Source organism: Lysinibacillus sp. FSL L8-0126 (assembly GCF_038630385.1).
GTDB classification, from domain to species: Bacteria; Bacillota; Bacilli; order Bacillales_A; family Planococcaceae; genus Lysinibacillus; species Lysinibacillus fusiformis_D.
Window position 1 is genome coordinate 1,524,203 of record NZ_CP152028.1, and the last position, 15,265, is coordinate 1,539,467.

The 15,265-nt window shown below is 36.4% G+C and carries 16 protein-coding genes; 15 read left to right on the top strand and 1 reads right to left on the bottom strand.

Annotated features, from left to right (window positions below; translation table 11 throughout):
* Positions 1–570 precede the first annotated feature (570 nt).
* The 11 genes from rpmH to MHI34_RS07375 all read left to right on the top strand — a co-directional run bounded on the left by rpmH (position 571) and on the right by MHI34_RS07375 (position 11,172).
* Positions 571–705, top strand: coding sequence for a 50S ribosomal protein L34 (gene rpmH / locus MHI34_RS07325; RefSeq protein WP_004233310.1), 135 nt, complete (start codon positions 571–573; stop codon positions 703–705).
* Between the two features lie 100 nt (positions 706–805).
* Positions 806–1,150, top strand: a complete 345-nt coding sequence (gene rnpA, locus MHI34_RS07330) for a ribonuclease P protein component (RefSeq protein ID WP_036119559.1) — start codon at positions 806–808, stop codon at positions 1,148–1,150.
* Positions 1,151–1,518: 368 nt separating this feature from the next.
* Positions 1,519–2,289, top strand: a complete 771-nt coding sequence (yidC, locus tag MHI34_RS07335) for a membrane protein insertase YidC (protein WP_025115704.1) — start codon at positions 1,519–1,521, stop codon at positions 2,287–2,289.
* Entirely contained in the window at positions 2,286–3,089 is an 804-nt protein-coding gene (gene jag / locus MHI34_RS07340) for an RNA-binding cell elongation regulator Jag/EloR (protein ID WP_058844070.1), read from the top strand. The genes yidC and jag overlap by 4 nt, the downstream gene beginning before the upstream one ends.
* Positions 3,090–3,339: 250 nt before the next feature.
* A complete protein-coding gene (gene mnmE, locus MHI34_RS07345; RefSeq protein ID WP_036119549.1) occupies positions 3,340–4,725 on the top strand; it encodes a tRNA uridine-5-carboxymethylaminomethyl(34) synthesis GTPase MnmE in 1,386 nt (461 codons plus the stop codon).
* A 27-nt stretch (positions 4,726–4,752) separates the two neighbouring features.
* A complete protein-coding gene (gene mnmG / locus MHI34_RS07350) occupies positions 4,753–6,645 on the top strand; it encodes a tRNA uridine-5-carboxymethylaminomethyl(34) synthesis enzyme MnmG (protein WP_036119546.1) in 1,893 nt (630 codons plus the stop codon).
* A gap of 111 nt (positions 6,646–6,756) precedes the next feature.
* Entirely contained in the window at positions 6,757–7,473 is a 717-nt protein-coding gene (gene rsmG, locus MHI34_RS07355; protein ID WP_342504298.1) for a 16S rRNA (guanine(527)-N(7))-methyltransferase RsmG, read from the top strand.
* Between the two features lie 179 nt (positions 7,474–7,652).
* Positions 7,653–8,555: a nucleoid occlusion protein gene (gene noc / locus MHI34_RS07360; protein WP_036119540.1), complete on the top strand. Its 903-nt coding sequence runs from the start codon at positions 7,653–7,655 to the stop codon at positions 8,553–8,555.
* 220 nt (positions 8,556–8,775) lie between these two features.
* A complete protein-coding gene (locus MHI34_RS07365; protein WP_036119537.1) occupies positions 8,776–9,537 on the top strand; it encodes an AAA family ATPase in 762 nt (253 codons plus the stop codon).
* Complete coding sequence (locus MHI34_RS07370) at positions 9,530–10,378, top strand: ParB/RepB/Spo0J family partition protein (protein ID WP_036119535.1); 849 nt, start codon at positions 9,530–9,532, stop codon at positions 10,376–10,378. The genes MHI34_RS07365 and MHI34_RS07370 overlap by 8 nt, the downstream gene beginning before the upstream one ends.
* Before the next feature lie 77 nt (positions 10,379–10,455).
* Positions 10,456–11,172, top strand: a complete 717-nt coding sequence (locus MHI34_RS07375) for a DUF554 domain-containing protein (RefSeq protein WP_036119532.1) — start codon at positions 10,456–10,458, stop codon at positions 11,170–11,172.
* On the opposite strand, the gene yyaC is transcribed toward MHI34_RS07375, so the two are convergent.
* Positions 11,089–11,721: a spore protease YyaC gene (gene yyaC, locus MHI34_RS07380; RefSeq protein ID WP_338652191.1), complete on the bottom strand. Its 633-nt coding sequence runs from the start codon at positions 11,719–11,721 to the stop codon at positions 11,089–11,091. The two genes, MHI34_RS07375 and yyaC, sit on opposite strands and share 84 nt — an antisense overlap.
* Before the next feature lie 91 nt (positions 11,722–11,812).
* Between yyaC and MHI34_RS07385 the strand changes: the two genes are divergently transcribed.
* From MHI34_RS07385 to MHI34_RS07400, 4 genes are all read left to right on the top strand, one after another.
* A complete protein-coding gene (locus MHI34_RS07385; protein ID WP_036119525.1) occupies positions 11,813–12,685 on the top strand; it encodes a mechanosensitive ion channel family protein in 873 nt (290 codons plus the stop codon).
* A complete protein-coding gene (locus MHI34_RS07390; RefSeq protein ID WP_036119522.1) occupies positions 12,685–12,885 on the top strand; it encodes a DUF951 domain-containing protein in 201 nt (66 codons plus the stop codon). Before MHI34_RS07385 ends, MHI34_RS07390 begins: the two co-directional genes overlap by 1 nt.
* A 99-nt stretch (positions 12,886–12,984) precedes the next feature.
* Complete coding sequence (ychF, locus tag MHI34_RS07395; RefSeq protein WP_036119519.1) at positions 12,985–14,085, top strand: redox-regulated ATPase YchF; 1,101 nt, start codon at positions 12,985–12,987, stop codon at positions 14,083–14,085.
* Between the two features lie 84 nt (positions 14,086–14,169).
* On the top strand, positions 14,170–15,210 hold the full coding sequence (locus tag MHI34_RS07400; protein WP_271911978.1) for an acyl-CoA dehydrogenase: 1,041 nt from the start codon (positions 14,170–14,172) through the stop codon (positions 15,208–15,210).
* Positions 15,211–15,265 lie beyond the last annotated feature (55 nt).

Genomic DNA, 15,265 nt, shown 5'->3' on the forward strand with positions numbered 1-15,265 from the left:
TTACAGTGTTCAATACATAAAAAAAAATCGCATTTATAGAAATGGTAAATACGTTCATATTACAACTCGTCCACATAATCACAAGCTGTGGATAAAAGTTAACCAAAGGCTGTGATAAAAATTATCCACAGCATATTAACAGTTGTGGATAATTAAAATGTTCATTTCAGTTTTCAACAAAGTGAAGCACAGTAATCGTATCAGAAAAACAAAGCTATTTCAATAGTTTATGAAACTTATCCACATAGCTTGTAGTTATGCACTTTAGAGTTGTCCACAAGCACTGCTTATGTGAAAAAGCTGTAGATAATCGTTGTGGATAAAAAATAATGCAAAAAATACTATACACAACTCTGTGTAAAAAAAACAAGTACTCTGTGGATAAATATTTTATGTTCATGCAATAAATAATCTTTGAATTAGTAAAGATGCAATAGATTGATTTTGATACATAGATTAGCTGGTTAAAAGAAATTTATGAAATACATTGACAAAATAACTAGAAACTTTATATAATATTCGAGTCTGTATGTTGAAAAATTCAACTCATATCAGGAGGTGTCTATATAAATGAAACGTACTTACCAACCAAAGAAACGTAAGCACAGCAAAGTTCACGGTTTCCGCGCACGTATGAGCACGAAAAACGGTCGCAAAGTTCTTGCTGCTCGTCGTCGTAAAGGAAGAAAAGTTTTATCAGCATAAAATAAGTCCACTGAGCCACATCAGTGGTCTTTTTTTTCTTTATTTTTGGTAAACCTAGAAATGAGGATCAAAAGATATTATCTAATAGCAGGTGAAAGAAATGAAAAAACGCCAAAGAGTGAAAAAAAATGATGATTTTCAAAAGGTGTTTAAAAAAGGTAAATCTTTCGCTAATCGTCAGTTTGTTGTTTATTTTTTAGCAAAAGAAGGGCAAACAGAATTTCGTGTAGGTTTATCGGTTAGTAAAAAGCTTGGAAATGCGGTAACACGCAACAAAATAAAACGCTATATTCGACAAAGTATTCAAGAATTAAAGGATGATTTAAAGCCGAATATGGATTATGTTATTATCGCCAGACATCCGGCGGCCACTATGGATTTTCATGAAGTGAAACAAAGTTTGCAGCATGTACTACAAATCGCAAAGGTAATGAAGAAAGTGTAATGTATGCAAGCAAGTGGTGAAAATACGCCTGTACTGTTAGTAATGGAGTAGAAATAGAGCGGTTTTGCATACAATTATAAATAGAGGAATATACGCGTAGGGGTATTTGTAGCGTGCGATTTCATAAAAAAATATGTAAAATTCGCAACATAACTTAGGAATAAGTATATGTAGTTAGAATATTTAGTAGAGTGAACGTTATAGGCGTGATAAAATAACTGATAACTTTATCTTTATTGAGGACGTCCCAAACGCTGGCTAAATCATGATAAAGTAGCTGGCAGATCTTGAGGTAGGAAACTGCCAGTGAATGAAGAAATGCATATAGAATGAAGAAAAAGTGAATAGTAATTGTAGGGGGAAGAAGGTTGAAAAAACAACATTGGGTAATTTTGTCACTAGTATCAGTAGCCTTACTACTTTCTGGTTGTACAGAATTCAATGAACCAATTTCAAAAGACAGCACAGGCTTCTGGAATGAATTCATTGTTTGGCCGTTGGTATCAGCGATAAAATACTTTGCTGATTTGCTCGGTACGTATGCATGGGGGATCATTGCCGTAACGATTATTATTCGTTTAGCAATTTTACCTTTGATGATTAAACAAACAAAGAGCTCTAAAAAGATGCAAGAAATTCAACCAAAATTGAAGGAACTGCAGAAGAAGTATGCTTCTAAGGATGCTCAGACACAACAACAATATCAGCAAGAAATGATGAAGCTAATGAGTGAATCTGGAGTAAACCCACTAGCAGGGTGTTTACCAGTAATCATTCAAATGCCAATTTTAATTGGTTTCTATCATGCAATTAGTCGTATGAATGCTACATCTACATTTGATTTAGGAAATTTCTTTATCTTCCCGTTAGCAGATCCTGCACCTGCATTAGCAATTACGGCAGGTTTAATGCAATTTATCGTATTACGTACAGGACCAGCAATGGATAATCCTCAAATGAAAATCATGATGTATATTATGCCATTCATGATCATTGGTTTTGGTATGGCCTTACCAGCTGCATTATCACTATATTGGGTAATCGGGAATATTATTTCGATTTTCCAAAACCTGTATATTTATAAACCTTGGAATAAAGATAAAACACAACCTGCTCAAAATGGAGGGGCTAAAAAGTGAAACAACTTACGCAAATAGGCGCAACAACACAAGAAGCGATCTCATTGGCGTTACAGAAACTTGGCAAAACCCGTGAACAAGTAGATGTTGAAGTTTTACAAGAAGGTAAAAAAGGATTTTTAGGTTTTGGTGCACGTTCTGCAGAGGTACGTGTAACAGTAAAGGAAGTTCAGGTTCCGACAATTGAAAGTGACAAAGCCGAACCGCAAAATGCAACTAAATTAGACGAACCATTAGTAGTAGATGATGTTGAAACAATAAGTTCACAAGTTTCTGAACAACCAAGTGAAATCGAAGAAGTTCAACAAATCGTAAAAGAGCAAAATGAGGAAGAAGACACGGCAAACCCAATTGAAGAGGCAAAAGCTTATTTACAAAGTATTGCTGAACAGTTGGCTATTGATGATCTTGATATTGCTACGACTCGCGAGGGGAAATATGTATTATTTCAACTAAAAAGTGAGAAAGCTGCACTGCTTATAGGAAAACGTGGTCAAACACTAAATTCCTTACAGCAATTGACGCAACTCGTATTGAATAAAAGCGCTAAGCAGTTTTTAATGGTGAAATTGGATGTAGAAAACTATCGCGAACGTCGACAAGAAGCTTTAGAATTACTTGCAGATCGAATGGCGGATAAAGCATTACGCTTAAATCAACGTGTGGCATTTGAACCAATGCCGTCTTACGAGCGAAAAATAATTCATAATCAATTAGCAAATCGTCTAGATCTTGAAACGTACTCAGAAGGCACAGAGCCTAATCGTTATTTAGTGATTGAACCAGTAAATAATAATTAGTCTGCTGCTGTAAACATACAGACACTATATATTGAAAGGTCATTTTATCTTCGTGATAAAATGACCTTTTTTAGTGAGGCAAAGAATAGTGATTTTTGTCGAAAATAAGATAACCTAAAAAATTGATATTATCCACATTTGGAAATGATCCTTACTTTAGATTTTGTTGAAAATATGTTAGTCTAAGGTGTTAGTAAGTATTGGTCGGTTTCTATTATCCACATGTGGATAACGTTGAGGAGGTCATTAAATGGAGTTCGATACAATTGCTGCGATATCCACACCTATGGGTGAAGGTGCCATAGCTATCGTTCGTTTAAGTGGGGACGAGGCAGTGACAATTGCAGATAAAATATTCAAATCACCTGGTGGGAAAAGTTTAACAACGAAAGATTCGCACACCATTCATTATGGTCATTTAGTTGATCCTAAAACAAGTGAGGTAGTAGAGGAAGTAATGCTATCACTGATGCGTGGACCAAAAACATTTACACGTGAGGATGTAGTTGAAATAAATTGTCACGGTGGACTAGTTTCAGTGAATCGTGTATTGCAACTTGCGTTAACGAATGGAGCAAGATTAGCTGAGCCTGGCGAATTCACAAAACGAGCGTTTTTAAATGGACGTATTGATTTATCTCAGGCTGAAGCGGTTATGGATCTGATAAGAGCTAAAACAGATCGTGCGATGAATGTTGCTTTGGGTCAAATGGATGGAAAATTATCGAGACTTATTGGTGATTTACGCCAAGCTTTACTAGAGACATTGGCACAAGTAGAGGTTAATATAGATTATCCGGAGTATGATGATGTAGAAGAAATGACAGTACCTGTATTAGTAGAAAAATGTACATGGGTAAGAAATGAAATTAGTAAACTTCTGCAAACATCTTCTCAAGGAAAAATTTTACGCGAGGGCTTATCAACTGTTATTTTAGGTCGTCCAAATGTAGGGAAGTCTTCTCTTTTAAATAGCTTAGTACAAGAAAATAAGGCCATAGTGACAGATATTGCAGGGACTACTCGTGATATTATAGAAGAGTATGTCAATGTACGCGGTGTTCCACTTCGTTTAGTGGATACAGCAGGTATTCGGGAGACAGAAGATATTGTTGAACGAATTGGAGTAGAACGTTCTCGAGAAGCTCTTCGTGGAGCAGATTTAATTTTGTTTGTATTAAACTACGCAGATGAATTAACTGCTGAGGATGAGCGTCTATTCAAAACAATTGAAGCGATGGATTACATCGTTATTGTCAATAAAACAGATTTACCGCAAAAAATTGATTTAGCACGTGTCGAAGAATTAGCTGATGAGCATCGTATTGTAACGACTTCCTTGTTACAGGAAGAAGGCATTACAGAGCTAGAAGAAGCCATTGCTGCTTTATTCTTTGAAGGACAAATCGAAGCGGGCGATTTAACATATGTTTCAAATGCAAGACATATTGCACTTCTGCACCAAGCACAGGCAACGGTTGAAGATGCAATAGCAGCTGCACAGGAAGGTGTACCAGTTGATATGGTACAAATCGATGTAACAAGAACATGGGAAATACTTGGTGAAATCATTGGTGACACTGTACAAGAAAGCCTAATTAATCAGCTATTTTCACAGTTCTGCTTAGGAAAATAAATTGATAAGAGAAAGGAAGATACGAGCATGCCAACAAAATATGAGGCAGGCACGTTTGATGTTATTGTAATTGGCGCAGGTCATGCAGGTTCAGAAGCTGCACACGCTGCGGCTAAAATGGGCGCTAGCACATTAATGCTAACAATCAATTTAGATATGATTGCATTTATGCCATGTAATCCATCTATTGGTGGCCCTGCCAAAGGAATCGTCGTACGTGAAATTGACGCTTTAGGTGGCGTCATGGGGAAAGTTATCGATAAAACACATATACAAATGAGAATGTTAAATACAGGGAAAGGTCCAGCAGTACGTGCATTGCGCGCACAAGCGGATAAAGTTTTGTACCAACAAGAGATGAAACGTGTGTTGGAGGAAACTGAAAACTTAACAATCCATCAAGGAATGGTTGAAGAGCTGATTATTGAAGATGGGGAAGTTAAAGGAGTCATTACACAAATTGGTGCCGTTTATCGTGCTAAAACAGTCGTTGTGACAACAGGTACTTTCTTACGCGGTGAAATCATTATTGGTGATATGAAGTATTCAAGCGGTCCTAATAACCAACAACCTTCGATTCGCTTAGCCGATAATTTAAAAGAGCTTGGCTTTGACCTAGTTCGTTTCAAAACAGGTACTCCACCACGTGTAAATAATCGTACAATTGATTATGACAAAACAGAGATTCAACCAGGGGATGACGTTCCACGTGCATTTAGTTTTGAAACAACTGAGTTCATTATGGACCAGCTACCTTGCTGGTTAACCTATACAAGCCCTGAAACGCATGAAATTATTGAAGCAAATTTACATCTTTCACCGATGTATTCAGGAATGATTAAAGGGACAGGGCCACGTTATTGCCCGTCTATTGAGGATAAAGTTGTGCGTTTTAATGATAAGCCTCGACACCAAATTTTCTTAGAGCCAGAAGGCCGTAATACGCGTGAGGTGTATGTTCAAGGTTTGTCAACAAGCTTACCAGAACATGTCCAAACACGTTTACTAAAATCTATTCCTGGCTTAGAAAATGCGGAAATGATGCGTGCTGGTTATGCCATTGAATACGATTCAATTGTGCCAACCCAATTATGGCCGACATTAGAAACAAAACGCATTAAAGGCTTATATACAGCTGGTCAAATTAACGGTACATCTGGTTATGAAGAAGCAGCCGCACAAGGCTTAATGGCGGGAATGAATGCTGCTGCTAATGTACTTGGTAAAGAGGAGTTAATTTTAAGTCGCTCTGATGCCTATATTGGCGTTTTGATCGATGACTTGGTGACAAAAGGGACAAATGAGCCATATCGTTTATTAACATCCCGTGCAGAGTATCGTCTATTGTTACGTCACGATAATGCCGATTTACGTTTAATAGAGCTGGCTTACAAAATGGGCATGATTCCACAAGAAAGATATACAAAGTTCATTGAGAAAAAGGAACTGATTGAAACTGAAATTGCACGTCTTCGTGAAATCATTATTAAGCCAAATGAAGCAACCCAATCTGTTATTCGTTCTGTTGGCGGTAGTGAATTAAAGGATGGTATTCGTGGCGCAGATTTATTAAAACGTACTGAAATGCATTATGAGTTAATCGCATCTTTAATTCCTGCAGAAATAGAGTTTACGGATGAAGTAAAAGAACAAATTGAAATTCAGCTTAAATATGAAGGCTATATCGAAAAAGCATTACAACAGGTAGAGAAGCTACACAAAATGGAAAACAAAAAAATTCCTGAGAATATTGATTACGATGCGATTTCAGGTTTAGCAACAGAAGCACGTCAAAAGTTAAAACAAGTTATACCACTTTCTATTGCACAAGCTTCTCGTATTTCGGGTGTTAACCCAGCTGATATTTCCATTCTGCTTGTTTATATTGAACAAGGTAAAATCGCGAAAGTAAGCAGCTAATCAACAGCGTAAAGTGAATAAGGGGCGGGCATACCTTTGTGCCCGCTTCCTATTTTAAAGGTTATACTGCTGAGTGAAGTAGTATAGTAAGATCGATAAAGGAGACTTTACATGAACGAACAACAATTTATTGAGGCTCTGAAAGAGAAAGGCATCGAACTTTCGGATAAGCAGATCGCTCAATTTAAAAAATATTTTGAATTACTTGTCGAGTGGAATGAAAAAATGAATTTAACCGCTATTACAGATTTAGAAGGCGTTTATTTAAAGCATTTCTTCGATTCGATCAGTGCCTCATTTTATTTTGATTTTTCAAAAGTAATTACTGTTTGTGATGTTGGAGCAGGTGCTGGTTTCCCTAGTATCCCTATTAAAATCTGTTTCCCGCATTTACATGTCACAATTGTCGACTCCTTAAATAAACGAATTACATTTTTAAATCATTTAAGTGATGAGCTACAATTAGAGAATATGCATTTTGTACATGCACGAGCAGAAGAGTTTGGTCAAAATACAAAATATCGTGAACAATTTGATGTGGTAACAGCACGCGCTGTAGCTCGTTTATCAGTGTTATCTGAGCTATGCGTACCTTTAGCAAAGCAAGATGGTTATTTTGTTGCTTTAAAGGCTGCAGCAGGAGCAGAGGAATTAAAGGATGCTAAAAAAGCTTTAATAACATTAGGTGTTAAACTGAGAGAAGAATTTTCTTTCAAGCTACCTGTTGAAGAAAGTGACCGCACTTTATATATATTTGATAAAATAAAAGTAACACCGAAAAAATACCCGCGTAAGCCAGGTGTACCAAATAAAACACCAATTCAATAATTAGTGTTTCATGTGAAACTTCTCAAAGTAGAAAATATTTTTTCTATTTTGAGCATACATACTAGTTATGGATGGTTCACGCAAAAGACATCTATGAACTATATACATTTGATGAAATATAATAAATAATAATAGAATGACACTTAGCAAGATAGTTACTTAAAGGTGGTGCCACTTGGATGAAAAGTCCTTTTTCACGTTTTTTTGGAGGCGGGAGTAAAACGGAGCCTATTGTGAAAAATGAAGTAGAACAAGCAGAGGCGGTTCATGCAGCGGAAGAAGTCATAAAGTTGCCTATTGATCAAATTGTACCTAACCGTTTTCAGCCACGTACTATTTTTGATGATGAAAAAATTGAAGAATTATCAAGAACCATTCATACACATGGTGTGATTCAGCCAATTGTTGTACGTAAAACATCAGAAAATCAATATGAAATCATTGCCGGTGAGCGCCGTTACCGAGCGATGAAAAAGCTACAATGGACAGAGGTCCCTGCTATTGTACGTAATTTAACTGATAAGGAAACAGCTTCTATTGCGCTAATAGAGAACTTACAGCGTGAGGAGTTAACCGCAATTGAAGAAGCGGTAGCCTATCAAAAATTATTAGAGCTTCATGAGCTAACACAAGAAGCTCTGGCCCAAAGACTTGGAAAAGGACAATCCACTGTAGCCAATAAATTGCGTTTATTAAGGCTGCCGGATGAAGTGCAGCAAGCCATTTTGAAGCGTAAAATATCTGAACGACACGCACGTGCATTAATTGCTATTAAGGATCAACCATTACAATTAGAAATTTTACAGCTATCGATTGATAATGAATGGAATGTACGTCAGTTAGAGGAGCAAATTCAAGCCATATTAAACCCAGTCACAGACGAGCCAGAAGAAACAGTACCAAAGAAAGCAAAACCAAAACGTAAGGCTATAAGTAAAGATGTGCGCATTGCTTTAAATACCATTAAACAATCACTAACAATGGTAACGAAAAGTGGTATTACAGTAAAAACAGAAGAAGAAGATACAGAGGAATACTATCAAATTACAGTGAAGATACCTAAAAAGAAAAAGGTGCAATAAATTATTTTAAAAAAGTAATATATTGTTATGTCCAATACTGAACAGAGGAGATATCTCAGAAAAATAAATGAGATATCTCCTTTTTTGTATATATTCTTAATATTTTATACAACTCTCTTCAATTTTTTTGATAGAATGAAAGTTAGATAGCGTATTAAATAGTGATTTTACAAATGATTTGTCAAAGTTAAGTTTGATAGATGAAAGCAGGTGCTTTTAAATGGGTAGAATTATAGCAATCGCCAATCAAAAGGGTGGCGTAGGTAAAACAACAACTTCGGTCAATTTGAGCGCTTGCCTAGCATATTTAGGTAAGAAAGTGCTATTAATTGATACCGATCCTCAGGGGAATACAACAAGTGGACTTGGTATTAATAAAGGAGAAATACAAGCTTGTATTTATGATGTGCTTATTGATGATGAAGATGTTGAAAATGTCATTCAAAAAACAAACGTAGAGAATTTATCAATCGTGCCAGCAACCATCTCACTTGCAGGTGCAGAAATTGAATTGGTTTCGACTATTTCAAGAGAAGTGCGTTTAAAACATGCACTGCAAAATGTGAAAGAAGATTTCGATTATATAATTATTGACTGTCCTCCATCTTTAGGGCTTTTAACTATTAATGCTTTAACAGCTTCAGATGCGCTCATTATCCCTGTACAATGCGAATATTATGCGTTGGAAGGGCTAAGTCAATTGCTCTCAACTGTTCGCCTTGTTCAAAAGCATTTAAATCAGCAGCTCTATATTGATGGTGTTCTATTAACAATGCTAGATGCACGTACAAACTTAGGCTTGCAAGTTATTGATGAAGTAAAAAAATATTTCCAAGATAAAGTATACAAGACGATCATTCCTCGTAATGTGCGATTAAGTGAGGCACCAAGTCATGGTCAACCAATCATCACTTATGACGCAAAATCGAGAGGTGCAGAAGTTTATTTGGAGATGGCGAGGGAAGTGATTAAAAATGGCTAAAGGTTTAGGAAAGGGTATTGGTGCACTATTTCCAGGAGAGTCTTTAGAGCAAAGTGGTCAAGTGGAAGAAATTCAATTAGATTTAATTGTGGCGAACCCCTTTCAACCTCGTAAAATTTTTGATGAAGAAAGTTTACAAGAGTTAGCAGATTCGATTAAAGAACATGGTATTTTGCAGCCAATTGCTGTGCGCAAAAAAGGGCGCAAATTTGAAATTGTTGCAGGGGAACGTCGTTATAGAGCCTGTCTGTTAGCTGAATTAGAGGTTATTCCTGTCATCATAAAAGAGCTATCAGATGCACAAATGATGGAGTTAGCTATTTTAGAAAATCTTCAACGTGAGGATTTAACCGTTATTGAAGAAGCGGAAGCCTATCAGAGTCTAATGGAAAACTTACATTTAACTCAAGAAGAATTATCGAAACGGTTAGGGAAAAGTAGACCACATATCGCTAATCATGTTCGGTTGCTTGCTTTACCAGAAGATGTACGTAAATTTATGAATGATGGTACCTTATCGATGGGGCAGGGACGAGCATTACTTGGCCTGAAAAATAAAAGAAGAATCTCAGAAGTGGCTAATAAGGTCATTAATTTAGGGTTGAATGTACGTCAAGTTGAAATGCTAGTACAAAACTTAAATGAAGAAGTTTCACGTGAAACAATTCCACCAAAGAAGAAAGATATATTTGTATCAGCCAAGGAATCCCAATTACGAGACTACTTTGGAACAAATGTTCAAATCAAAAAAACAAATAATAAGGGGAAAATTGAAATTGAATTTTATTCTGAAGATGATTTAGAACGTATTTTAGAAATACTAAATTTACAGGAAGAATAAAATACATTTCTATAACTTAATCAGAGCGCCAAGCAAACAGGCGCTCTCTATTTTTTAGAGAGAAGGAAGGCTTAAGTGTGGTATTACTAGGGGCATTGATTAATGCTGTGCTAATAGTAGCAGGTGCATTAGTAGGGCGCATTTTTAAAAATATTCCTGAATCTATGAAATCTACTGTACTATCTATTATTGGCTTAGCAGTCACATTATTAGGGATAAAAATGGGCTTTGAAAGTGATAATTTTATTATATTAGTAGTAAGTTTAGTAGTAGGTACTGTAATAGGTGAGTGGTTAGATTTAGATAGACAAATGAATCGTCTAGGGAAATGGGTAGAGAGTTTATTTCGTACAAAACGAAATGACCAAAATCAAATTAGCATAGCAGAGGGCTTTGTCACTGCCTCCTTAATTTTTGTTGTTGGGTCAATGGCTGTAATCGGTGCACTCGATAGTGGTCTTCGTAATGATCATAATGTATTAATTACAAAAGGATTAATAGATGGGTTTACATCCATTATTCTAGCATCCACTTTAGGCATTGGTGTATTGCTATCCGCTGTACCTGTTTTTGTTTATCAGGGATTAATCGCACTTTTTGCAGGCGTTATTAGTTCCTTTATACCTGATGCTGCACTACAAATGTACATTACAGAAATGACAGCTGTAGGCGGTGTAATGATTATGGCAATAGGGTTAAATATTGCGGGCCTAGCTAAGATCAAAGCTGCTAACTTGCTGCCAGGTATCGTCATTGTTGGTATTATGGTGGCTATCTTCTACACTTTTCAATGAATAGCGATGGGCAGCCAATAATAAAGCTCTTGAAAGCTTTTCAGCCATAGCATAAGAAATATGAAGTCTTGTATTTTGTAAAACAAGCATTTCCATAAAGCCTCCAATATTGACGATTCCTTTAACGGAAATGTCTCCGATTGGGGGTAATTCTTTTTTTACAGCCTTGCCAGGGAAGATGGGTCCGCTTTGCACTGAAATATGACCAACATTTTGTTCACTGCCTAGACAGGCATCAATCGCAATAATGAAAGGTTTTGTAGTATGATTGTGTAGCTGTTGCATTGTAGAATCAAGATTTAGAGCATGTAAAGGATCTTCTAAAGAACCTACAATTTCATAGGGAAAGCTGACAGATTTTTTTAAAAAGCTACCTGTTAATGGCCCAAGTGTATCACCCGTACAACGGTCACTGCCAATACAACAAAAAATTAGTCGTTCATGATGAAACGGTATATGTTCTAAAAATAATGTACTTAATTGCCAAACGGCATTTTTACTCTCGTGATGAAGGGAATAAGGTAGTAACAAATTTGGTATAGTATTCATAAAAAAACTCACTTTCTTTTTATTTTTAGAAGTGCTCAATTTTTATGCAGTATACGCAAATTTTTAGCAAGTTATTCAAGAGGTGGTAATTATGGAAGAGAATAAGAAATTAATGGAGAGATACTGGGATAAGCTCACATCTGAGGACCTTTGGGAATCGGTTATTAATGCATCTTTAGAGATATTGCTCATTTTATTAGCATCATGGATTGCAGTAAGATTAGGTAAAAAATTTATTAAAAAAGTGTTTTTAATACGAATGCGCTCCCCATTAAACCACTCAGAGCGACGCCAACGAACAATTGCAAGATTATTACAAAGTGTGATTTCCTATGTTGTTTATTTCTCTGCAATCATTGGTATTCTTTCTTCCTTAGAAATAAAGGTAGCAGGTTTATTGGCTGGTGCAGGGATTGTTGGTTTAGCAATTGGTTTTGGCGCTCAAAGTTTAGTGAAGGATGTTATTACTGGATTCTTTATTATCTTTGAAGATCAGTTTGGTGTAGGGGATTATATAAAAATTAACGCAGCAGAAGGTACGGTTGTAGAAATTGGTTTACGTACAACGAAAATTAATGGTGCTACAGGTGAGCAATTCATCATTCCAAATGGTGCAATTGGTGAGGTCGTCAATTATTCTGTTAACAACTCCAAAATTTTTATAGATTTACAAATGGCTACTGAGGCTGATTTTGAAAAAGCAGAGGCAATAATTAATAAGTATTTAGAAACATTACCAAAAATGCATAAAGAGCTAATAGCGACGCCAGTATTTTTAGGTGTGCAAAATGTTAAAGGGACAGAGGTAACGATACGAATAGCTGCTGAAACATTACCGCAGCAGCAATATGGAGTAGCACGTAGTATTCGCCGTGATGTTACCAAACTTTTTGAAGAAAATAATATACCAATGGCCTATCCAAAAATGATGTTCTATGGGAAAGAAGAAGGGAGAAGTGAATAATGGAAGCGAAAAAATTTGGTTTAAATGATATTGTTGAAATGAAAAAACAACATCCATGTGGTACTAATAAATGGAAAATCATTCGTATGGGGGCAGACGTACGTATCAAATGCGAAGGATGTCAGCATAGTGTAATGATTCCACGCCGTGACTTTGAGAAAAAAATGAAAAAGGTTTTAATTTCTGCTAATGAGGCGTAACATCAGGCATATTAGACTTTTTATGAGTGAATCAATATAATAGATAAGGTTATATGAGAGAAAAAATTTGAACTGAGTATAGAAAGGTTGTGTCCATTCATGGCATTAACAGCTGGAATCGTTGGTTTACCTAACGTTGGAAAATCAACATTATTTAACGCAATTACAAAAGCGGGCGCATTGGCTGCAAACTATCCATTCGCAACGATTGATCCAAACGTTGGTATCGTTGAAGTACCTGATGCACGTTTAGATAAATTAACAGAATTAGTTGTACCGAAAAAAACTGTACCAACTGCATTTGAGTTCACAGATATCGCAGGAATTGTAAAAGGTGCTTCCAAAGGTGAAGGATTAGGGAATAAATTCCTTGCTCATATTCGTGAAGTAGATGCAATTTGTCAGGTTGTACGTTGTTTTGTAGACGAAAACATTACGCACGTATCTGGTGCAGTAGACCCAATTGATGATATAGAGGTTATTAATCTGGAGCTTGCACTTGCTGACTTAGAATCTGTAGATAAACGTTTACAACGTGTTAGCAAAATGGCAAAACAAAAAGATAAAGAGGCTATGGTGGAAGAGCCAGTTCTTCTAAAAATTAAAGAGCAATTAGAAAACGGTAAACCGGCACGTGCGGCTGAGCTTTCTGATGATGAACTAAAGATAATTAAAGGTCTTCATTTACTAACAATTAAACCAATGCTATATGTAGCAAACGTTTCAGAAGATGAAGTAGCAGATGCTGACAATAATGAGTATGTGAAAAAAGTACGTGAGTATGCTTCAGCAGAAGGTGCTCAAGTTATTACAATTTGTGCAAAAATCGAAGAAGAAATTTCTGAGCTTGATGATGAAGAAAAAACTATGTTCTTAGAAGAACTTGGAATTAAAGAATCAGGCTTAGATCAGTTAATCCGTACTTCTTATGATTTATTAGGATTAGCTACTTACTTCACTGCAGGCGTACAAGAGGTACGTGCATGGACGTTCCGTAAAGGGATGAAGGCGCCACAATGTGCAGGTATCATCCATACGGATTTTGAACGTGGCTTTATTCGGGCAGAAACAGTTGCTTATGCTGATCTATTAGAGGCAGGTTCTCAAGCAGCAGCGAAGGAAGCTGGTAAAGTACGTCTTGAAGGTAAAGAATATGAAGTACAAGATGGCGATATTATGCTGTTCCGCTTTAATGTATAAAAACTGACAAGGGCAATCGAAAATGGTTGCCCTTTTTCGATTGTATCATTATCAGAATTTTTAACGTATGGAGGCGACTAACGCATGAATGCTTTGCAAATTAAGGAACGTGGTTTAGAGTTTGAGCAACTGGGGATGCTACCACAGGACGTCTTAGATTTTATTTATGAGCAACAATTATTTAAATTGTTCACGTCAAAAGAATTAGGTGGTAAGGATTTAGATTTAGTAGAGGGTGTAAAAGTATTTCAGCAAATGTCTGCACTTGATGGTAATGTCGGCTGGCTAATTACTATTGGTACAGGTGGAAATGCATTTATCCCAACATTCAACCAGGATATTTGTGAGAAAATCTATATGCCTAAAGAAGCAGTCATAGCAGGCAGTGGTTATCCAACGGGAATAGCAGTAAAAACAGATGGAGGCTACTACATAACGGGGCAGTGGAAGTATTGTAGTGGCTCTAACTATGCGTCAACATTTACAATGAACTGCTATATTGAAGAAAATGGTGTCAAAACAGAAAAAATTATTAGCTGCTCAGTGAACCCGCAAGATGTTGAAATTTTGAACGATTGGTGTGCCATGGGCTTGAAGGCAACAGCAAGTCATACAATCCGTGTGAACAATGTTTGGGTACCACAGGAAGCTACTTTTCAATTAGGTACAATCAGAAATAATTATGGCGATTCAGTACATAACTTTCCATTTACCACTTTTGCGGAAGCTTCCTTTTTAAGTGTTTGTCTTGGGATAACAGAGAATTTTTTAGAAGAAGCAACCGTTTTAATGAAGCAACGAAATCATGATAGAAGCTGGGCTGAGCATATTGGATCCCTTCAGTTTTTATTAATGCAACAGCAGAAACGTTACAAGCAATACGAGGAACAATTCTATACAACATTATCTAAATATTGGGAATTACATCAACGTGGTGATCAATTATCCGAAGAGGACTTATCACAATTTACACAAATGAGTAAGGATATTGCTGCAGCTTGCCTAGAGATAGCGAATAATTTAATACGCAGTCTTGGTATGGATGCTATTACAGAAACATCCACTATTAATCGTATTTGGAGAAATTTATACACAGCGGCCCAGCACGGATTTTTAACGCCTTAAATTAGAATCTGTAGCTAGTCATTTCTACGCTACAGATTCTTTGAATGATGAAGTG